This window comes from Desulfitobacterium sp. THU1, assembly GCF_038181555.1.
In the GTDB taxonomy this organism is placed as follows: domain Bacteria; phylum Bacillota; class Desulfitobacteriia; order Desulfitobacteriales; family Desulfitobacteriaceae; genus Desulfitobacterium.
Window position 1 is genome coordinate 31,596 of the sequence record NZ_JBBWUA010000013.1, and the last position, 22,842, is coordinate 54,437.

Sequence of the window (22,842 nt, forward strand, 5' to 3'; positions counted from 1 at the left end):
AAAGGAATGAACGTAGTTGTTATTGGTTCGGGTGTTATGGGACCTGGTATTGCCCAAGTATTCCTAATGGGTGGACATCGTGTAATTATGACAGATATTAAAGTGGAAGCCTTAGCGGAAGGAACTAAGGAAATACGTAATAGTCTTAACTTGATGGTGGCCAAGGGTATCATCGATCAGGATGTCACAGCCCTTATGAGCAATTTCCAAACGATGACCAGCTTAGAAGAAGCCGTTAAGGATGCGGATCTGGTGGTAGAAGCTATACCCGAAGTGATTAGCTTAAAACAACAGATTTATGGAAGTCTCGATCAGTTCTGCCCTAAAGATACAGTTATTGTCAGCAATACCTCGGCTTTACCCTTACCGGAAATATTCCCGAATTTTCGCCCGGGGAACTTCTTCGTGGCTCACTTTATGAATCCGCCCCAAATCATACCCTTAGTGGAAATCGTTAAAAATGACAAAACCAATCCCGAAAAGGTTGCTTGGCTCAGAGCAGAGCTGGAGAAATGTGGGAAGAAACCTATTGTCGTTAATCAATTCGTCAAAGGATTCCTCACTAACCGTATGCAGACAGCCATGGCTCGGGAAGGCTTATCCCTCTATGAAAAAGGAATTATCTCTCTAGAGGACCTGGATATTGCCAATACGGCTTGCATCGGTTTCAAATCCGCATGGCAGGGAACCCTTGAAACCATGGATTACATTGGTTTGGATACCTGTGCTTTTGCTTATAATGTCATTTTCCCGGATCTATGCAATGAAACTACAGTTCCATCAATAGTCACAGAAAAAGTTAAAGAAGGAAAATTGGGCTTAAAAACAGGAGAAGGCTTCTTTAAGTATTCCGAAGAGGATGCGATGGCAAGGCAGGAAGGTCTCCTAGAGCAACTCAAACTCTATAATACTTACCTTAATAAATAAGAGGTGAAAGGGATTCTCAACAAAAGTCGTAGCTAAATATCTCCTGAAGTTAGGAAGTTTTACTCGGGAGGAAAATAGAAATGAGCACAAAACTCGTCTTAAGCCCGCGTCAAAAAGCCCTATGGCCCATCCTCATCTTGGGAGCGTTTTTCGAAGGCTTTGATGATGCATTGATCAATATTGCCTTACCCTATATTAAAGCAGATTTTAACCTGAGCACTCAGATGTCTGGTTATGCACTTTCCATTATTGCCTTTGGAACCATGGTAGCTTTCTTTGTTTCGCGGATGGCGGACACCATCGGTCGGCGTAAAGTCTTTTTAACTTGTGTCTATATGTATTCTATTTGCTCCTTAGTCACGGCTTTTTCACCAAATATCCAAGTATTTATCTTTTTACAATTCGTAGCTAGGATTTTCTTAATTGGTTGTTGGTCTGTAGGTTATGTAATCCTTTGTGAGGAGTTCGCTACAGAACATCGAGGAAAAGCTGTGGGAAGATTCCAGTTGACAGCTGTATTTGGAGCTTTGCTGATTGGTATTTTGCTTCCCGTTTTCACCAGTTTCGGTTTAAGCTGGAGAGCTCTTTATGTAGTAGGTGCTGTTCCCATAATTCCTGTTTACCTTATGAGAAAGAATTTACCTGAAACAGAGGCTTTTCTAAATCTGCAAGAAGAGAAGAAGAAAGGCATTCGGCCTCAGAAAGAAGACTTCTTTGGTCCTTGGCGGAGTCCTTTTACCAAGTATATGGTCGTCATGTGTCTGGTATGGGTATTCCTCTATTTCGGAGTCAAAGGATCTTTGAACTTCTTCTCCCTCAGAGTTGTTAGTGAATTAAGCTGGACTCCCAACATGGTAAGCTTAGGCCTTGTTCTTCAAACCCTCACCGGAATCTTCGTCATTGCTATGAATGGCAAAATGATGGATGTCATCGGACGTAAGCGGGCTGCTACCATTATCATCATCGTTGGATGTGTCTTTAGTGTATTGACCTTTACTCTAACAGGATTCTACCCGGTACTTATCTGCAGCATCATTTCCGCGGGATTTGTTAACTCTTTCTTAATCGTAGGTTCCACTTTAACCAACGAGCTCTTCCCAACGGAAATCCGTGCTAATGCGATGGCTTGGTCTAACAACATCGTCGGTCGTATGGGGCAGATTATTGTCCCTACCGCAGTAACCACTATGGCTATCTGGCTAGGTCTTGGTCACGCCACAGCCATTGCCGTAGCCTTACCTCTAATTTCCCTCATGTTAATTCTTTTCTTCCTGCCGGAAACAGGCAAGAAGAGTGCTGTGAGTGTAGAGAGCTCAGAGGCTATTTCCAAGTAAAGAGAATACTTTTTCCCAAAATATATATTATCAAACCCAAACTATGTGCTGTTCTCACTGATTAATTATAATAGAGGAGGTTTTACACATGGAAGGAAAATGCAGAGCAGGAGCTCTTGTTTCTGAGGTCTTAAAAAAAGAAGGTGCCAAATATATCTTTGGTATCCCAGGTGGGCATATCTATCCTGCTATGGAACGCTGCGAAGAACTAGGTATTCCCTTTATCGGTGTCCGCCATGAAATGACAGCTGCTTTTGCAGCGGAAGGTTGGGCCTTAACCACCGGTAAATTCGGAGTATGCACAGGAACTGCCGGCCCAGGGGTCACCAATTTGCTTACTGGCTTAGCCAACTCTTACGTAGGAGGATTCCCGGTTTTTGCTCTCGGCGGTAAAGCTCGGATTACGGAAAATGACCGTAACGAACTCCAAGATTTTAATTCAATGGCTGTTCTCAGTCAAATGACTAAGCATGCTCGCGCGGTCTCTGAGCCCAAACGGATCCCAGAATATGTGGGCAGAGCTATCGCTCATGCCACCACCGGCAAACCTGGACCAGTTTACATCGAGGTTCCCAGAGATCTTATGGAAACTGAAGTGGATCTCTCCACAGTGGAGTTCCAAGAAAGATATATCACTGAAAGCAAGCCCCAAGGAGATCCTGCCAGCATTCAAGCTGCTCTGGAACTGATTAAAGAAGCTCAGAAACCGGTCATCATCGCTGGTTCTGGAGTATGGTTCTCCCAAGCTCATCATGAACTCCAAGCCTTCGTAGAAAAAACCGGCATCCCCTTTGCAACCCGTAACGCAGCCAGAGGATGCATCACTGATAAACATCCCTTGTTCATTAGCCCCGGCTATGATCACCCCATTCTTCAAGCCCTTTTGGCAGAAGCAGATCTAGCCATCGTTATCGGCACTAAACCTGGCTTTACCTTGGGCAGAGGAAACTTCCGCAAAGATTTAAAAATCATCCGCATCGATATCGATGCTGCAGAGTTGTACAATCAGTTAGACGTTAAAGTGGGTATCCACGGCGATGCTAAGGAAGTTCTGAAGCAGCTCATCGCAGGTGTCGAAGCCGGAAGTCGTCCCCAATGGACAGGATTCCTTGGTGCAGTAAAACAACAATTTGCCGGTCTCTTTGGCCAAATGTGTGATCCCAGCCATTCACCTATTCATCCAGTTCATTTGATGAGCCAAATTGCACAAAGGGTGGATGAAGAAACCATCGTCGTCGTCGATGGTGGCGATACAGCTACTTGGGCTACTTTAGTACTACCAGCTTATGGACCTGGACAAATGCTCTCTATTGCTGCAACTAGCTTTGGTCCTTTAGGTGTGGGCATGGGTTATGCCATCGCCGCCAAGCTGGCTCATCCAGAGAAGAAGGTCATTATGATCACTGGAGACGGAGCCTTCGGTTATGGAGTAGCAGAATTCGATACCTTGAAGCGGTATGGACTTGATATCACCACTATTATCCTTAACGATGGTCTCTGGGGCATGATTAAACGCTCTGAGGCTAAGAAGGCCAGCGGCAAAGCCAAATTCGTGGGTGTGGAACTCATGGAACAAGTCCATTACGAAAAGGTCGTGGAAGGCTATGGCGGCTACGGCGAATTCGTCACAGACCCAGCAGAAGTAGGCAACGCCATCGACCGTGCTCTGGCTTCCGGTAAAATGTCCTGCGTCAACGTCATCACCGACCCCCAATTCGGCCCCCCCAGCAGATAAGAGTGAATTAAGGGGACAGGTACAGTTATTCAAATTTGGGACAGGGGAATAGGTCCCTTGTCCCAGTCCACTACCTAAACCCCAAAGCATGTGAGTAATCACATATACTGAATAAAACCAAGTAAATCTATAATGCAACATTACAAAGCATTTAACTACTACTGTAATTGGAGGACACTGAAATGAGCGTAAAAGAAGAAATCTATGCATTTTGCGAGAAAATGAATACAGATTCAGGCCATATGGAAGGAAAGGATCTGAGCTTCCAAGTTAACCTAAAAGAAAGTGGCCCCATCCAAATGGTGATTAAGGATGCAAAAATCACTGTTTATGAAGATTGCCCTCATACACCGGAGTTAACTCTGACTATCTCTGATGACGATTATTCTAAATTACTCAAAAACCAACTCAACACTACAGTGGCTCTAATGACCGGAAAAGTCAAAGTAGATCGTGTAGATAAAGCCTTAAAGCTTTTGGAAGTAGTTAAGCAATACTACTAAGAGCAGCAAAAAATTAGACTCTTGAGTCTTGTTAAGTTCATAGGTAGTTTCATGTAACTATCTTAGTAAAGCATAGAATATGCTGGAGTAGATTTGGAGGAAAGTACTATGGAAAAAGTAAGAATGACACCCAGTGAAGCTATCTGCGAAACCTTATTGGCTGAAGGTGTGGATCATGTAACAGGTATCGTAGGATCAGCTTTTATGGATCTTCTAGATCTCTTCCCCACAGCCGGGATTAAATTCGTCCCCGTTCGTCACGAACAATCCGCCGGACATATGGAAGATGCTTATACCCGTGTAACAGGCCGTGCAGGAGTGCTCATTGGCCAAAATGGCCCTGGTATCACCAATATGGTCACCTCTGTGGCAGCAGCCAATTCGGCTCATACCCCTATGGTTATTATCTGCCCCTCAGCTGGGACTCCAACAGTGGGCTGGGACGGCTTCCAAGAAGCAGACACCGTTCAGATTTTCAAAGCTATTACTAAGGAAACCATTCGCGTACCCCATCCTTCCCGGGCTGCCGATTGCCTGCGGACTGCTTTCCGCATTGCTTATGCGGAGCGGGGCCCTGTACTCTATGATATCCCTAGGGATTATTTCTATGGTGAAATTGATGAGCAGATCCTCGAGCCCCATCAATATCGTGTTTCCCAACGGGGCTGCGGAGATTTGGCTTCCATCGCTAAGTCTGTCGAGCTCTTAGCTTCCGCAAAGCGCCCAGTCATTATCTCCGGTCGCGGAGTTGTCGATACCAAATCCAAGGACATCGTAGCTAAAATCGCGGAGCTCCTCACTGCTCCTGTAGCTTGCACCTATCTCCATAACGATGCCTTTCCTTCAGATCATCACCTGTGGTTAGGGCCTATCGGTTATATGGGCTCTAAAGCAGCCATGAATACAGTGGCTGAGGCAGATGTTATCCTTGCTTTGGGAACTAGACTTTCTGTCTTCGGTACCACACCTCAGTATGACATCAATTACTTCCCAGACAGTGCCAAGATCATTCAAGTAGATATTAATCCTCGCAATATCGCCAGAACCCATCCAGTAGAAGTAGGTTTGATTGCTGATGCTAAAGAAGCAGCCAAGGAAATCCTCAAAGGCTTAGAAGCAAAAATCTCTAATCCTAAAGTTAATGAAGAATACTTAAAAGTCATTAAGAGTCGTCAGGATGCTTGGGATAAGGAAATCGTTGACTTAGCTATGGTAGATGGCGATCCTATCAATCCTCGCCGTGCTCTTTTAGAAATCCAAAAGGTATTGCCTGAAAATGCAATTGTCTCTACGGATATTGGTAATGTTTCCTCTACAGCCAATAGCTACCTGAGATTTAAGGGCGAAGGGATGCATATCGCTGCCTTGACTTTTGGTAACACCGGATTTGCTTATCCTGCAGCATTAGGTGCCCAAATGGCAAATCCAGATGCTCCTGTAGTAGCCATTGTCGGAGACGGAGCTTGGGGAATGAGCCTCCATGAAGTGAGTACCGCTGTAGAACATAATCTACCAGTCGTCGCTATTGTCTTCCGGAACATGGCTTGGTGTGCAGAAAAGAAAAATCAAATCGATTTCTACAACAACCGCTTTATCGGCGCTGATATTCTCAATCCAGAAAGCTTTGCTCCAGTAGCCATCGCCATGGGTGCAGAAGGTATCCGTGTTAGTGATCCAGAGGAAGTGGGACCAGCTTTAGAAAGAGCCTTGTCATCTCGCAAACCTACCGTACTGGAAATCGTCTGCGATGGAACCATACTAGCACCACCTTTCAGAAAAGACGCTCTGAAATTACCTACCCGCCTGTTGCCTAAGTACAAGGATTTAGATGTGAGAAATTGGTAAACATCTTACGCTAGGGAAGCATTCGTTGCAGTAAAAAAGGTATAATTCCTCATAATTTTGACGGAATTATACCTTTGCCTATGTCCGTAAGTATACTCCGCAGGGCACAAGCAAAGAAACATCTATTACTGTATTCGAGCAAAGATGATAGTATAGATATATGGGGGTATGAAATGTATAAGTTATATTGTAGAGCCTTTCAAAGCGTGTTGAAGCTTGGTACCTATTTTATGCCTTGGCGCACCCCAAAGTTGCTTGAGGGAAAAAACAGCCTAGGCCAGCTCCCCAGACTTATTAAAAATAATGAAATCAATAGTGTACTCATCGTAACGGACAAAGGAATTTCTTCCCTAGGGTTAATGAATAGCCTACTTAAAGGATTAGAGGATCATGATATCAAGTATTGTGTGTATGATAAAACCGTTCCTAATCCAACCATTGATAATATTGAAGAAGCCCTAAAACTATACTATAGCAACAGATGTAAGGGGATTATTGCCTTTGGAGGCGGGTCCCCAATGGATTGTGCAAAGGGAGTGGGAGCGCGTATTGCCCGTCCCCAGAAGACGATCCCCCAAATGAAAGGGCTATTCAAGGTCTTAAAAAAGATCCCACCATTGTTTGCTATTCCAACAACAGCGGGAACGGGAAGCGAAGCCACCATTGCAGCAGTAATCACTAATCAGGAAACGCACGAGAAGTATGCAATTAATGATTTGGTGCTTATCCCTAAATATGCTGTATTAGACCCCGCGCTTACCGTAGGTTTGCCACCTCATATTACGTCAACGACAGGCCTAGATGCTCTTACTCATGCAGTAGAGGCCTATATCGGCAGAAGTAACACCAAAGAAACTAAGGAGTTAAGCCGAAAAGCAGTAAACTTGATTTTCGATAATCTATTTGAGGCCTATTCTAACGGGGCAAATCTTGTGGCACGTGAAAATATGCAGAAGGCATCCTTTTATGCTGGGATTGCCTTTACCCGGGCTTATGTTGGATATGTTCATGCCTTGGCCCATCCCTTAGGCGGATTTTATGGAACACCTCATGGTCTGGCTAATGCTGTGATTTTACCCTATGTGCTTGAATACTACGGGGAGCCAGCCCACAAACCTTTGGCAGAACTGGCCGATTTAATCGGAATTTCTGAAAAGACGGATACTACAGAGGAAAAGGCTTTGAAATTTATTGATGCGATTAAGAAGCTTAACCAAAGCATGGAGATTCCTGAAACAATCGGCGGGATTAAGGAGAAGGATATCCCAACGATGAGTGATCGGGCCTTTAATGAGGCCAATCCACTTTATCCAGTACCGAGGATTCTATCGAGAGAAGACTTGATCAAGCTTTATGACCTAATAAGAGTAAAGATATAGATGATGAGTTGAAAAAAGTTCCGTGGGAGGTGTGGTTATGAGTGATGTTAAAGAAATAATCCTTAAACAAAGAAGATACTTTGAAGAGGGTAAAACCAAAGATCTGAATTTTCGTATGGAGAAGCTCAGGGTCTTAAGAAAGGTAATTATTGAAAATGAAGAAGAAATCAGGGAGGCTTTGCATAAAGACTTAAATAAGACTCCCTTTGAGGCCTATGCTACGGAAGTAGGGATTGTTCTAGAAGAATTGAGTTACACATTAAAGCATCTACCGAAATGGGTGAAAAGGAAAAGGGTAAGAACACCGATAACCCAATTCCTAGCCACAAGTTTCACCTACCCTGAACCCCATGGTATAACCTTGATTATGTCTCCCTGGAACTATCCCTTCCAGCTTGCGATGGCACCATTGATTGGCGCCATCGCTGCAGGCAATTGCTCGGTTATTAAACCCTCTGAGTATTCCTTCAATACCTCTGTAGTGATCGAGAAGCTCATAAAAGAGAATTTCAAAGAGGAATTTATTACGGTAGTACGCGGTGGGAGAGAAGCTAATAAAACCTTGCTGGATGAGAAATTTGATCATATCTTCTTTACAGGAAGTGTAGCGGTTGGTAAGACAGTCATGGAAGCAGCCTCCAAACACCTTACCCCTGTAACGCTGGAGTTGGGTGGTAAAAGCCCTTGCATTGTGGATGAAACTGCAAATATTGACTTGGCAGCAAAGCGGATTATGTGGGGAAAGCTCTTGAATTCAGGACAAACTTGCGTAGCCCCAGATTATCTCCTGGTTCACAGTAGTATCAAGAGCAAACTTATTGATAAGATGAAAGAATACGTGATTGAGTTTTACGGGAAAAATCCCAGTAAAAATGAAGATTATCCAAAGATAATTAATGAAAAGCATTTTAAGCGATTACAAAGCCTTATCATAGGTGAAGAAATTGTCTTTGGGGGACAATTTAATGAAGAAACCCATCAAATCTCCCCAACCATTGTTCATAATATAACCTGGGACAGTCCAGTCATGTTGGAAGAGATTTTTGGGCCCATTCTGCCGGTGCTGGAATTCGAGCACTTAAGCGAGGTTATTTCTCAAGTCAATAAACATCCCAAACCCTTGGCACTATACTTCTTTACTACTAAAAAGGAAAGAGAAGAACAGATCCTTAGGGATATCTCCTTTGGTGGAGGATGTATCAACGATACCATTGTGCACTTAGCGACTTCCTATATGCCCTTCGGTGGGGTTGGTGAAAGTGGAATGGGAGGATATCATGGTAAGGCGAGTTTTGATACCTTTTCACATCAAAAAAGTATTATGAAAAGATCTAATTTGCTGGATATTCCTTTAAGGTATCCTCCCTTTAAAAATAAGTTAAGCTTAGTAAAAAAGGTTATGAGATAGGCCGAGTCGATAAATATTGTATACATTGCTAATAACTGTTGAAAACAACCCTCGTACTATGTTATTTTTAAGTCATAAATTCTCATAGAGAAGAGCAAAGGCGCTCAAATGGACTGTACAAACGTACGTCCTTTTGGGCGCCTTTTTATGTGCTGCAAAGGAAAGGGGAACGAAAATGAAAATCTTCGGAACAAATGTCTTCAATGATAGCGTCATGCGTGAGAGACTACCCAAAAACATCTACAAATCCTTAAAAAATACTATTGACAATGGTCTTCCCCTAGATTCCGGTATTGCTGAGGTAGTAGCCAGTGCCATGAAGGATTGGGCCATCGAAAAGGGAGCGACACACTATACCCATTGGTTCCAGCCTCTAACCGGTTTGACCGCTGAAAAGCATGACTCCTTCATTTCTCCGACCCAAGATGGTCGCGTGATCATGGAATTCTCCGGTAAAGAGCTAGTCAAAGGGGAGCCAGATGCTTCCTCCTTCCCTAATGGTGGGATACGTTCCACCTTTGAGGCCAGAGGATATACAGCCTGGGACTGCACATCACCGGCATTTTTAAGGGAAGAGGGTACCAACATTGTCCTCTGTATCCCTACCGCTTTTTGTGCGTATACCGGGGAGGCCTTAGATAATAAAACTCCCTTGCTGCGCTCTATGGAAGCTTTGTCCAAGCAAGCTCTGAGAATTTTGAAACTCTTTGGGGATGAAGAGACCACCCGTGTTTCCAGTACGGTCGGCCCTGAACAAGAATATTTTCTCATTGACAAAGCTTACTATGAACAAAGAATGGACCTTCTCCTCACAGGCCGTACCCTATTCGGAGCAAAGCCTCCCAAGGGCCAGGAAATGGAAGACCAGTACTTCGGCAGCATCAATGAGCGGGTCTCTTCCTTCATGCATGATGTGAATGTGGAAGCCTGGAAGCTGGGCATTGCAGCTAAAACCCAGCATAAAGAAGTGGCACCAGGTCAATACGAAATCGCCCCCATTTTCAGCCTGACCAATGTCTCTACTGACCATAATCAGCTCATTATGGATGTTCTTAAAAAAGTTGCCAACCGCCATGGCTTGGTCTGCCTTCTGCATGAAAAGCCCTTCGCAGGAGTCAATGGCTCCGGCAAGCATAATAACTGGGCTCTAGGCACTAATTCAGGGAAGAACCTCTTGGACCCAGGCTCCACTCCCCATGAAAATGCTCAATTTCTCACTTTCCTTTGTGCAGTGCTCAAAGCTGTGGATGAGCATGCGGATTTACTCCGAGCTTCTGCTGCTAATCCCGGCAATGATCACCGCTTAGGCGCCAATGAAGCACCTCCGGCTATCATCTCTGTTTTCTTAGGCGATCAACTGAGCGATATTCTATCTCAATTGCAAAACGGCGGTTTAAAAAGCTCAATATCCGAAAGCCGCATGACCATTGGGGTTACCACCTTGCCTGCTTTGAGAAAGGATTCCACCGACCGGAATCGCACATCTCCCTTTGCCTTTACCGGCAATAAGTTTGAATTTCGGATGGTTCCCTCCTCCATTTCCATTGCCGGACCCAATATCGTTCTGAATTCCATAGTAGCCGAAGCCCTTTCCTGCATGGCGGATCGACTGGAGCAGGCAGAAGATTTCAACGCTGAATTGAAGAAGCTCCTCAAAGAGATTGCTATCAAGCATTCTCGCATTGTTTTCGATGGCAACAACTACTCTGAAGAATGGGTGGAAGAAGCCGAACATCGGGGATTACCCAATATCCGTTCTACTGTGGATGCTATCCCTGCCTGGATCACACAAAAAGCAGTGGCACTCTTTGAGAAACATAGTGTTCTCAGCGGAACAGAGCTTCATTGCCGTTATGAAATTCTCCTTGAGCAATACAACAAAATGATCAATATTGAAGCCCAAACCATGCTCTATATGGCGAAACGTCAAATTATCCCCGCCGGTTTGAAAATGATTCAAAGTTTGGCTGCCGGAATTTCTGCAGTGAAAGCGGTTTCCAGTGCGCCTGTCTCTGTGCAGGAAGGGCTTTTAAGCCAAGTCTCCAATCTGATGGTCGCTGTAGATGAAAGCCTCCGAAATCTAGAAGCAAAGTCAAAGGAGGCTCAAGCGATTGCTGAGGTCTTTATGCAAGGCAAGTTTTATCGGGATGAAGTATTCACGACCATGAATGACCTCAGGGTAGCCGTGGATCAACTGGAGGAATTGGTAGATAAGGAATACTGGCCTCTGCCCAGTTATGCGGATATGTTGTTTAAGCTGTAACACGTAGATTTGGGCATAGCAATAGCTATAACTATAACCATAACCATGGCCATACTACTTCACAAAAAAGCATAGTTCAAAAAGGACAACTTGGGATATTCCACAATTAGTGGGTGTATTCCAGGTTTTCTTTTTTTATTAGGCCTCTAGAAAATTAAGCAGTCAGAATAAATTTTCCAGATAAAAGCAACATAAAACAATATAAAAAGAAAAGGAATCGATCTATTTCCCGCACCATGAAAGGTTTAAGCTTGATGAAGATTACTTGAAATATGGTGCAGCATTGCATGTGCAATTTGCACTTGATTTTTTAAACAGCTAAAGAATATATATATCGCAATGGGCCACAATAGCAAAAAAATAGCTGAGGAGAATGCAAAGGGAGTTATTTCTAACTGCATTCTCTTTTTTGGTTCATAGACGTGAGGATAATTAATGGAAACTATCGCTAGATTAGCTAGAAATCTAGTTCCGGCTGATATACTATTAGAGTGTAATTGGGTAAACGGCATTTGCTAGCACGAACATCTCTAGAGGAGGCAGAAGATGGATTTCTTGTTTGATGTACAAAAACAATGGGAATCGATAATTTATGGCGCTAGTTTAAAGAGAATTGGAGCAGCACTATTAATTCTGCTTCTGGCTCTTCTGCTGAGAAAAATATTTTCTAAAGTGATCATAGTCTTACTGCGAAAATTTACCCAAAAGACTAAAAGTACTTTTGATGATTCTACTGTGGAAGCCTTGGAAAAACCAGTACAGCTTGCTTTTATCATCATTGGCCTCCAGATCGCTTCACAAGTATTACTCCTGCCCCCGGAGATCGGTGTATTTGTCCACAGAGTTATTCGCTCTTTAGTTCTGTATACTTTATTCTGGTCGGCTTACCGAGCGACAGATGTCTTTACAGCTATATTTGAAAAACGAGCCCTTCTCACTAACGACAAATTTGACGATATGCTGATCTCCTTTTTGAGCAAAGGGGCTAAAGCGGTAATTATTATCTTAGGAGCTATCACCATCGCTCAAGTCTGGTTTACGGAAATCGCCGGTGTATTGACAGGCTTAGGACTTGGCGGTCTGGCCTTTGCTCTGGCTGCTCAAGATACCGCTAAAAACTTATTCGGTAGTGTGACCATTATGCTGGATCGCCCTTTCAACATTGGGGACTGGGTTCAAACCCCCAGCGTGGAGGGTACTATCGAAGAGATTGGCTTTCGAAGTACTAAGGTAAGAACCTCTGCTCAAGCTGTGGTGACTATCCCCAATTCCGTCATGAGCAATGAGGCTATTACCAATTGGTCCAAGATGGGGAAGCGGAGAATCAATTTTCAGCTCAAAGTGAGTTACCAAACGACAGCTGAACAGCTCCAAGAATGCGTCAAATCCTTACGGACCATCCTTGAGGAACATCCGGAAGTTCATCCCGAGACTATTTTGGTAAACTTTGAACGCTTCGGTGATAACTCCTTAGATATCTTAGTCTACTTTTTTACTAACACTACCAATTGGCAGAAATTCCTCGAAGTTCAAGAGGATGTTAACTTTAAGATTATGGCTCTGTTAGAGGAGTTGGGTATATTTGTAGCTCTTCCTTCGCGAAGTGTCTATATTGAAAATGCCAAAGCGGAAGTGCCGAAAGAAGCGTGACTATTTCAAAAGAAACAGGAGGAAGAACCATGCAGAAAATAATTCCTCATCTATGGTTTGACAAAGAAGCCGTTGAAGCGGCTCAAAGGTATGTTGAGCTTTTTGAGGATTCAGGGATCATTAATATCACGACAATTCCCGATACTCCGTCGGGTGATTCCGTAATGGTCGATTTTCGACTTGCTGGAATGAGGTTCTCTGCAATCAGTGCCGGTCCGTACTTTACCCTGAACCCATCGATTTCTTTAATGGTAGCTTGCAATGATCCGGAAGAAGTCGACAGGCTTTATGATAATCTATCTGTTGATGGAACAGATCTCATGCCTTTGGGTGAGTATCCGTTCAGCAAACGATATGCCTGGATTCAAGACAAATATGGCCTTAGCTGGCAACTCATGCTGGTTGAGAATAAAGAAGAACATCGAAGAATAAGGCTTAATTTGTTATTTGCCGGAGAGGTATGCGGTAAAGCTGAAGAAGCCATTGAATATTACCTTTCCGTTTTTGAAGGATCTGATCAAGGTTTTGTAAACTATTATCAGACGGGGGAGTCCATGGATGTGCGAACAAAAATAAACTACGGTGAGTTGAATATCCTAGGAAGTCAGCTTATCGCAATGGACCATGGCTTTGGCGGGGAATTTAGTTTTAATGAAGCCTTTTCTTTGATGATTCTTTGTGATAGCCAAGCGGAAATCGATTATTACTGGGATAAGCTTTCCTTTGTTCCTGAGGCGGAGCAGTGTGGATGGGTTAAAGATCAATTTGGCCTATCTTGGCAGATCGTACCGGAGAATATGAACGAAACTCTGTCAAGGGGAACAGAAGAAGAAGTTAAACGGATCACAGAGGCGTTTTTGAAAATGAAGAAGCTGGATATAGCAGTTCTTGAAAGGGCAAAGTTAGGGTTAAATTATTAGGAGACTAAATTCTCAGCAACTTTAAATATTGTATACATTGGCGAAAACGGTTGAAATGCTAAGCCATACTATGATAAGTTATGCTTAACTGAAAAACGGAGCAAAGGCGCTCAGAGAGACATGTACCTGATAAGTGCAAGTCTTTTTGAGCGCTTTTTCTTTTTGGCTCCTTGATGTTTAGGGAAAACTCCAGAAAAAGGGTGATTGATATGAAAAATTATGGTCTGCCAAAAAAACAAGGTCTTTACGATCCAGCCTTAGAGCATGACGCCTGCGGTATGGGATTTGTGGTCAATATTAAAGGAGAAAAGTCACATGATATCATCGCTGAAGCCTTGACCGTACTGGAGAATTTAAGTCACAGAGGGGCCAGCGGGGCCGATGAAAATACAGGTGACGGCGCCGGAATCTTGGCCCAGATTCCCCATGATTTCTTCCGACGGGAATGCGGGGTGCTGGGGTTTGAGCTGCCCGAAAAAGGGAATTACGGGGTGGGAATGATTTTTGCCCATCGCTATGAGGATTTTAGGAAAATCCAAATAGAGGCCTTTGAAAAGATCGTCGCAGAAGAGGGACAGAAAATCCTTGGCTGGAGAGAAGTTCCCATCGACAAAACTACCCTCGGGGAAGGCGCGAAAGCGGTCATGCCACGATTTATCCAAGTATTCATCGAAAAGAATCCTCAGCTTACGGATGAGATGGATTTTGAACGGAAGCTCTATACTATTCGGAAAAGAGCTGAGAAAGTCATTCTACCTCTATGCCAAGACAAAGGCGGCACCTTCTATGTAGCCAGCCTATCTGCCAAGACCATCGTCTATAAAGGAATGTTGACGGCAGAACAGCTGCGTCATTTTTATCTAGATCTTTCGGATCTGGATTTTGCCTCGGCTTTAGCAATGGTTCATTCCCGATTCAGTACGAACACCTTCCCCAGCTGGGAAAGGGCACACCCGAATCGTTATATTGTTCATAACGGAGAGATCAATACCATCCGAGGCAATGTCAACTGGATGAGGGCCCGTCAAAAATGCATTGATTCTCCCTTGTTTGAGGATATAACCAAAGTTTATCCCATTGTGGATGAATCAGGCAGTGATTCCGCGATGTTTGATAATAGTTTAGAGTTTCTGCATCTGACCGGAAGGACACTTCCCCATGCGGTGATGATGATGATTCCTGAGCCCTGGGAGAACAACGGGTTCATGCCTCAGAATAAGAAGGACTTCTATGAATACAACAGTTTTTTGATGGAGCCCTGGGATGGTCCTGCTGCTATGGGCTTTACCGACGGGGTGCTTATCGGCGGAATGCTGGATCGCAACGGCCTGCGTCCTTCCCGCTATTATGTGACCAAGGATAATAAAGTCATTTTGGCCTCCGAAGTGGGGGTTATCGATATCAAGCCAGAGAATGTTCAATATAAAGGTCGCTTAGAGCCCGGAAAAATGTTGCTCATTGATACTGAGGCTCAGCGAATCATCTCAGATGAAGAAATCAAGGCCAGTGTAGCCCAGAGGAAACCCTATAAAGAATGGATCGAGAAGCACATCCTTAAGCTCAAAGATCTGTCTACTGGTCTACCAGCTAGTCTATCAGCAAGTGTACACAAAGGCCAAACAGCAGACCAATCGACAGATATACGTACAGGCCAAACGGCAGGTCTACAAACAGGCCAATTAGCAAATATACAGGCAGGCCAACTGACAGATATAGGACCAGCTTTATCTCCGTCAATATCCTCAAACGTAGACACGAAAGAATTGGCAGCTTCAGTTCATGCCGAGGTTGCAAGGGATAAGGAGGTAGTAATAAAAGCAGGTGAACACCTGATAAAGCAGCAGAAAGCCTTTGGCTATACCTTTGAAGATATTACGAAAACAATCCAACCGATGGCCGTTGAAGGTGTAGACCCGGTGGGCGCCATGGGCATGGATTCTCCGCTGGCAATCTTGTCGGAAAAGCCACAGATGCTCTATCTATACTTTAAGCAGCTCTTTGCTCAAGTGACGAACCCTCCTATCGATGGCATTCGAGAAGAGATCATCACCTCCTGCAGTCTGCTCTTAGGTAATTCCGGCAATCTTCTCGATCCGGATCGGGAGGGAACTGCATCGGTTTTCCTTGAGCATCCCATCTTGACTAATGAACAGCTTACCACTATTAAGACCATGCATGATGAGAGGTTTAAAACAGTGACGCTATCCATACTTTACCCAATAGCAGGGGGAGCCAAGGCCATGGAGCGAGCCTTGGATCGTCTCTTTAGGGAAGCGGATAAAGTCATGACGGAGGGAGCCAATATCATCATCCTCTCTGACCGAGGAGTGAATAAGGAATATGCGGCGATCCCAGCTCTCTTAGCTTCCTCTGGACTGCATCATCACCTGATTCGCAGAGAGATTCGCACCAATTTAGGAATCGTGCTGGAATCCGCAGAGCCTCGGGAAGTGCACCACTTCTGCACCTTGCTGGGTTATGGCATAACAGCTATCAACCCTTATCTGGCCTATGAAACCATTGAAGACCTAGGAGCTAAGGGACTACTTGATGGGCTAAGTGCCAAAGAAGGGATCAAAAACTTCATCAAAGCCTCAGTCAAAGGAATGCTCAAAGTGCTCACCAAGATGGGTATCTCCACCATGCACAGTTACCATGGTGCCCAGATCTTTGAAGCTGTGGGCTTACGGAAAGACTTCATCGACAAATACTTTACCTATACACCTTCACGCTTAGAGGGAATCGGTCTCGAAGAAATTGCTAGAGAAAACCTAATGCGTCATGAAAGCGCCTACGATGAGAACTCTCTCTATGCCGATAGTTTGGAAGTCGGTGGTTACTTCCAATGCAAGGAAGATGGAGAAAAGCATCTTTATAATCCTAAAACCATCTATCTGATTCAAAGGGCCTGCCGAGAAGGCAATTATGCTCTCTTTAAAGAGTTCACCAAAAAGATCAATGAAGAGGAAGTCTATACCTTAAGACACCTTTTAGATTTCAAATACAATGTAGGGGATACGATCCCCATCGAAGAGGTGGAGCCTGTGGATTCTATAGTCAAACGCTTTAAGACGGGAGCCATGTCCTATGGCTCTATCAGTAAAGAAGCCCACGAGGCCTTAGCCATTGCTATGAACCGACTAGGCGGCAAGAGCAACACCGGTGAAGGTGGGGAAGACCCGGAACGTTTTAAAACTGGGCCTTATGATGCAGGGAACAACAACCCTGATACCCTTTGGCATGGGGACAGCAAAAACAGTGCTATAAAACAGGTGGCTTCGGGACGCTTCGGAGTAACCAGTCATTATCTAGTCAATGCCCAAGAAATTCAAATTAAAATGGCTCAAGGGGCAAAGCCCGGTGAAGGTGGACAGCTGCCAGGACGTAAAGTCTATCCGTGGGTCGCTAAGACTCGTCACTCCACACCGGGGGTTGATCTGATTTCTCCCCCTCCTCATCACGATATCTACTCCATCGAGGATTTAGCAGAGTTGATTCACGACCTGAAGAATGCTAACCGTGATGCTCGCATTAATGTCAAGCTTGTGTCTGAAGTGGGCGTAGGGACCATCGCTGCTGGAGTAGCCAAAGGAAAAGCCGATGTGATTCTCATCAGCGGTTATGATGGTGGAACGGGCGCCTCCCCCCGAACCAGTATCCGCAATGCAGGATTGCCTTGGGAGCTCGGTTTAGCGGAAACGCATCAGACCCTAGTCCTCAATAAACTGAGAGATCGGGTTGTGGTAGAAACGGATGGTAAGCTCTCGTCAGGACGGGATGTGGTTATCGCTGCTATGTTGGGTGCTGAGGAATTCGGCTTTGCCACCACGCCTCTGATTGCCCTGGGATGCGTGATGATGCGGGTATGTAACCTAAATACCTGTCCCGTAGGCATCGCTACCCAAGATGAAGAGTTAAGAAAGAACTTCACGGGAAAACCCGAGCACGTAGAAAACTTCATGCGCTTTATCGCTCAGGAAATGCGGGAGATCATGGCTAAGCTAGGCTTTAGAACGATTAACGAAATGGTTGGACGTACAGACCGCCTGAAGACAAAAGAGAATATCAAGAACTGGAAAGCCTCCCATCTGGACCTTTCCCAAATTCTCTATCAACCTTATGCCGGTGACAACATGACTCGTTATAAAACTCAAGCCCAAAACCACATGCTGGAAAAATCGTTAGATATAAAAAAGCTGTTACGGATTTGTGAGCCTGCTCTGGAAAGCCAAAAGCAGATTCGCGCCAAACTAAAGATCAAGAACGTGGATCGGGTCGTGGGAACCATTATCGGCAGCGAGATCTCGAAAAAGTACGGAGAGGTAGGGCTACCGGAAGATACCATTAAACTGACCTTTGTGGGTTCAGCAGGGCAAAGCTTTGGGGCCTTCGTACCCAAGGGCTTGACCCTAGAGCTAGAGGGAGATTCCAACGATTACTTGGGTAAAGGACTTTCCGGCGGTAAAATCGCTGTTTATCCACCGCAGACTTCGGAGTTTGTTCCTGAAGAAAATATCCTTATCGGTAATGTAGCTTTTTATGGGGCTACATCTGGAGAAGCCTACATCAATGGGATTGCCGGCGAGCGCTTTTGCGTCAGAAACAGCGGCGTCCACGCCGTGGTCGAAGGGGTAGGTGATCATGGCTGTGAATATATGACCGGTGGAAAAGTCGTTATTCTAGGCAAAACTGGGCGCAACTTTGCGGCAGGAATGTCTGGTGGGGTTGCCTATATCTTGGACTTTGAGGAGATTTATTGTAACAAGTCCTTGGTTCTGTTAGAGAAGATCGAGTCCGATGAGGATCTCAAGGAAGTCAAAGTCATGATTCAAAAGCATGTGGAGTATACCCATAGTCCCCAAGGGCGTAAAATTCTCGCCGATTGGGAAAGTTATGCGACTCGGTTTACTAAAGTGATTCCGAAGGACTACAAACGGATGCTAGCCAACATCCGTAAGGCTTGTCAAGACGGATATTCAGGGGATGAAGCACTCATGGTAGCCTTTGCAGAGAGCTTCAAGGCCTTGGAAGCGGCTAAATAAGGGGGGATAGACATGGGGAAAGCAACCGGTTTTTTAGAATATGAACGTGTCGATCCCAAGAAGCGTGCTCCTGAAGAACGCATCCAGGATTGGCAGGAGATTAAACTACCTAGGGATCCTGAGGTGATTAAAACCCAAGGCGCCCGTTGTATGAATTGTGGTGTTCCCTTCTGCAATGGAGGGGTCATGCTCAACGGCATGGTCTCGGGCTGTCCTTTGCACAATTTGATTCCTGATTGGAATGAACTGATCTATAAAGGGCAATGGGAAGAGGCTTATCGGCGCTTAAGCCGTACCAGTCCCTTCCCAGAATTCACCTCCCGTGTTTGCCCGGCACCCTGTGAAGGAGCCTGCACGGAAGGCTATATTATGGAGCCTGTCACCATCAACTGCATAGAGTATGAGATTATCGAGAAGGCATTTGCTGAAGGCTGGATAAAGCCAAGAAAAGGGAAAGCCACCGGCAAAAAGGTGGCTGTGGTGGGCTCCGGCCCCGCGGGACTATCAGCGGCTCATTACCTCAATGCCGTAGGTCATGAAGTCACAGTGTATGAGCGCTCAGATCGCCCCGGAGGACTCCTCATGTATGGAATTCCCAATATGAAGCTGGAGAAAACCGTAGTGGAGCGGCGTATCAATCTTATGAAGGAATCCGGGATTCAATTTGTACTCAATACCGAGATAGGCAAGGATATCCCTGCCCAAGACCTGGTGAACCAATATGATGCGGTCGTCCTTTGTACCGGTGCCACCAAGGCTAGAGGGCTCAACGTAGAAGGTCATGAGTTACAAGGCGTTCATTTTGCAGTGGATTTCCTGAAGGTCAATACTCAATGCCTGTTGGATGACAATCAGAAGGATAATTTCATTAGTGCCCGAGGTAAGAAAGTTATCATCATCGGTGGAGGAGATACAGGGACAGACTGCGTGGCCACGGCCATCCGCCATGGTTGCAAGAGCGTTCATCAGTTTGAGATTATGTCAGAGCCCCCATTCAAGCGTATTGAGGCCACCAATCCATGGCCCGAATGGCCAATAAAGCTTAAAGTTGACTACGGTCAGGAAGAAGCGATCAGTCTCTATGGAAAAGATCCACGCCATTATCTTATCAATACTAAAAAGATCGTGGGCAACGAGCAAGGTGAGGTGAAGGAGGTCCATACCGCAGACATCAATTGGATCAAGGACTCATCAGGAAGAATAGTTCCCCAAGAAGTGCCCGGCAGTGAAAAAGTATGGGAAGCAGACTTGGTTCTTTTGGCCATGGGCTTCCTTGGTCCAGAAGACACTATTCCCGATGAGCTGAAGCTTGAGCGGGACGCCCGCAGCAATCTCAAAGCGGAGTACAAAGACTTTGAAACCAACATGGAAAAAGTATTCACCGCCGGAGACGCCCGCCGCGGCCAAAGCCTTGCCGTCTGGGCGATTCAAGAAGGTAAGCTAGCAGCCCGTGAAGTGGATAAGTATCTTATGGGTAAGAGTAGTATTAGGTAAGAGGTAAGAGAGGTAAGAGATTCAGAATTTACAAGCTTAGAATTAAAGAAGGGACGATTTATTTGGGATAACAATTACCAAATGAATTGTCCCTTCTTCTATGTCTCGCCGGGAATGGGTTAATATGGAGGTAAGGAATCTTCATGTAAAATACAGGAAAATAAAGAGGAAGTAGGTAGTCTGTGGAGAATGTTTGAAAGAAAATACTAACTACATTTGTATCGACAAAAAGTGAATGTCCCATGAAAAGGAAAATGTCACTTGTAATTATTCTAGAGGATGATGAATGTGGTTGGGACGCGGCGGGAATGGCGAAAACAATATGCGCCATGTGGCCAAAAAAACGATTTAAAATAGTTAATCGGAGGAGTGGTAATGTATGCTTCATCTGGTTGAGATTGAGTTGGGCATGGAGGAACAATTTTTCGAAATGGCACGCGATTTTCGGCTAGCTGGTGAAGCCAGATACTCTGAAGTCCTAGAAGATGGCTTTGCCTTTGCATCATACATTGATGCCTTGCGAAGTGAATCTTGCGGACAGGGTCTTCCTCAAGGCCATGTGCCAATGACGACATTGTGGCTAATTAATGACAAGAATGAAATTTGTGGTCTGAGTAGATTGAGGCATTATCTAGTACCCCATTTAGAAAAAGAAGGTGGGCATATTGGCTATGTAGTACCACCTTCAAAAAGAAGGATGGGTAATGGAACAATGCTATTGGGGTCAATGCTTGTTAGCGCTAGAGAATTCGGTTTAGATCGAGTTTTGGTTACGTGCGATAGCGATAATGTTCCTTCGGCTCGGATTATCGAGAAGAATGGCGGCATACTTGAAAATGAGGTAGTGTCTGATAATTCTGGGAAGCTCGTTTCAAGGTATTGGATTAAGCTGTGAAGCAAGCGGCCACACAGCGAATAAACCAGCTAATTGCCGACACTTGGAAAAGATGCATCTGGCTGGGACGCGGCGGGACTCCTCGGGATGTTAGGCAGACTTTCAGGAGGTATGAATATGAATGTTTTGATTTTTGGTGGAACAGGTTTTCTAGGAAGGAAATTAAGCAAGGAGTTAATCTCTAGGGAATATAAAGTATCCGTTATAACAAGAAAACGGCAAATCTCAGTAGATAAAGTTCAAAGTAATGTTGCCTTAATTGAGTGGGATAATAAATCTCCTCTATCTTCAATTGATGATATTGACAAATTTGATGTAGTTATTAATTTTGCAGGAGAATCAATTGGCAACCGTCGTTGGTCTAACTCAGTTAAGCAAGAAATATTGAATAGCAGGATAAATACTACTCGTTCTATAGTTAATGCCATTAACGATTGGACTATGAATCCTAAAGTTCTAATAAACGCTTCAGCCGTAGGATACTATGGACCTCGTCTGGATGAAAGAATAACGGAGAGCGAAGGTCCTGGACAGGATTTTCTTGCGGAAGTGTGTCGGAAATGGGAAGCTGAAGCTTATAAGGTCAAAAATGAATTTAACCGAGTGGTTACTATACGTACTGGGGTAGTATTAGGCAGCCAAGGTGCGCTGACAAGAATGGTCATGCCCTTTAAGTATTACGTTGGCGGCCCTCTAGGTAAAGGAACCCAGTGGCTACCGTGGATTCATGTTGAAGATCTTATTAGAATGCTTAGATTCATTATCGAACATGACGAGATTACTGGTCCTGTAAATGGAACTTCACCAGCACCAGTAAGAATGAAAGATTTTTCAAAGATTCTAGGAGAAGTCTTAATGAGACCATCATGGTTTCCCGTTCCCGAATTTGTATTGAAAATTGTCTTAGGCCAAATGTCTGAAATGTTATTACATGGTCAAAGGGCTATTCCCAAAAAAATTAGTGATATTGGATTCGAGTTTATATTTCCTGATTTAAGGTCTGCTCTAGAGGATGCTCTGGGGAACCGGAACGTCGTTTAACAGAGGAGTCCCGCAACTAGAGGATGATGCATGTGGTTGGGACGCTGCGGGACTCCTCGAAACGTTATCCGAAACCGTACGCAAAGGCCGCGCGCCCATGCGCGGATATGGGATTAGTGGTGACTTTTGACGCACTTGTATGGTAATTGGAGAAATGCGCACTGGAGGTAGTAATGCATTTATATAAAGGTAAAGATACCATAGCAGCGGGTTGTCGTCATACCATTGGTCTTAAATCTGACGGAACGGTGACGGCTGTGGGTGATAATAATTATGGCCAATGCGATGTAAGCGGTTGGCGTGGCATAACTGCCTGCAATTAGTTTTCAATATTAATAGCACATACAATAATTAAAGCGGACGTAATAAGAAATTGGTCGCAAAGACTGCGCCGTCCTGGCGCGGA

At 44.7% G+C, this 22,842-nt stretch carries 15 protein-coding genes; all 15 read left to right on the forward strand.

Annotated elements, in window-relative coordinates; genetic code table 11:
* Positions 1–6: 6 nt before the first annotated feature.
* The 15 genes from AAC978_RS11230 to AAC978_RS11300 all read left to right on the forward strand — a co-directional run bounded on the left by AAC978_RS11230 (position 7) and on the right by AAC978_RS11300 (position 22,759).
* The gene (locus tag AAC978_RS11230) at positions 7–927 is read left to right on the forward strand and encodes a 3-hydroxyacyl-CoA dehydrogenase family protein (RefSeq protein ID WP_341548134.1); all 921 of its coding nucleotides are present in this window, start codon (positions 7–9) and stop codon (positions 925–927) included.
* A gap of 80 nt (positions 928–1,007) precedes the next feature.
* A complete protein-coding gene (locus AAC978_RS11235; protein ID WP_341548135.1) occupies positions 1,008–2,261 on the forward strand; it encodes an MFS transporter in 1,254 nt (417 codons plus the stop codon).
* Between the two features lie 88 nt (positions 2,262–2,349).
* A complete protein-coding gene (locus tag AAC978_RS11240) occupies positions 2,350–3,996 on the forward strand; it encodes a thiamine pyrophosphate-binding protein (protein WP_341548136.1) in 1,647 nt (548 codons plus the stop codon).
* 182 nt (positions 3,997–4,178) lie between these two features.
* Positions 4,179–4,499 (forward strand): SCP2 sterol-binding domain-containing protein, encoded by a 321-nt coding sequence (locus tag AAC978_RS11245; RefSeq protein ID WP_341548137.1) that lies wholly within the window; start codon positions 4,179–4,181, stop codon positions 4,497–4,499.
* A gap of 108 nt (positions 4,500–4,607) precedes the next feature.
* Positions 4,608–6,344, forward strand: coding sequence for a sulfoacetaldehyde acetyltransferase (gene xsc / locus AAC978_RS11250; RefSeq protein WP_341548138.1), 1,737 nt, complete (start codon positions 4,608–4,610; stop codon positions 6,342–6,344).
* Between the two features lie 173 nt (positions 6,345–6,517).
* The gene (locus AAC978_RS11255; protein ID WP_341548139.1) at positions 6,518–7,723 is read left to right on the forward strand and encodes an iron-containing alcohol dehydrogenase; all 1,206 of its coding nucleotides are present in this window, start codon (positions 6,518–6,520) and stop codon (positions 7,721–7,723) included.
* 37 nt (positions 7,724–7,760) lie between these two features.
* The gene (locus AAC978_RS11260) at positions 7,761–9,131 is read left to right on the forward strand and encodes an aldehyde dehydrogenase (protein WP_341548140.1); all 1,371 of its coding nucleotides are present in this window, start codon (positions 7,761–7,763) and stop codon (positions 9,129–9,131) included.
* A 175-nt stretch (positions 9,132–9,306) separates the two neighbouring features.
* The gene (locus AAC978_RS11265) at positions 9,307–11,394 is read left to right on the forward strand and encodes a glutamine synthetase III family protein (protein WP_341548141.1); all 2,088 of its coding nucleotides are present in this window, start codon (positions 9,307–9,309) and stop codon (positions 11,392–11,394) included.
* A 546-nt stretch (positions 11,395–11,940) separates the two neighbouring features.
* Positions 11,941–13,044 carry a mechanosensitive ion channel family protein gene (locus AAC978_RS11270; RefSeq protein WP_341548142.1) on the forward strand — a complete coding sequence of 368 codons (1,104 nt, stop codon included), beginning with the start codon at positions 11,941–11,943 and terminating at the stop codon, positions 13,042–13,044.
* Between the two features lie 29 nt (positions 13,045–13,073).
* Complete coding sequence (locus AAC978_RS11275; protein WP_341548143.1) at positions 13,074–13,964, forward strand: VOC family protein; 891 nt, start codon at positions 13,074–13,076, stop codon at positions 13,962–13,964.
* 209 nt (positions 13,965–14,173) lie between these two features.
* Positions 14,174–19,006 (forward strand): glutamate synthase large subunit, encoded by a 4,833-nt coding sequence (gene gltB, locus AAC978_RS11280; protein WP_341548144.1) that lies wholly within the window; start codon positions 14,174–14,176, stop codon positions 19,004–19,006.
* Between the two features lie 12 nt (positions 19,007–19,018).
* Entirely contained in the window at positions 19,019–20,500 is a 1,482-nt protein-coding gene (locus AAC978_RS11285; protein WP_341548145.1) for a glutamate synthase subunit beta, read from the forward strand.
* A gap of 379 nt (positions 20,501–20,879) precedes the next feature.
* On the forward strand, positions 20,880–21,395 hold the full coding sequence (locus AAC978_RS11290; RefSeq protein WP_341548146.1) for a GNAT family N-acetyltransferase: 516 nt from the start codon (positions 20,880–20,882) through the stop codon (positions 21,393–21,395).
* Between the two features lie 117 nt (positions 21,396–21,512).
* Positions 21,513–22,436, forward strand: coding sequence for a TIGR01777 family oxidoreductase (locus AAC978_RS11295; RefSeq protein WP_341548147.1), 924 nt, complete (start codon positions 21,513–21,515; stop codon positions 22,434–22,436).
* A gap of 173 nt (positions 22,437–22,609) precedes the next feature.
* Positions 22,610–22,759 carry an RCC1-like domain-containing protein gene (locus AAC978_RS11300; protein WP_341548148.1) on the forward strand — a complete coding sequence of 50 codons (150 nt, stop codon included), beginning with the start codon at positions 22,610–22,612 and terminating at the stop codon, positions 22,757–22,759.
* Positions 22,760–22,842 lie beyond the last annotated feature (83 nt).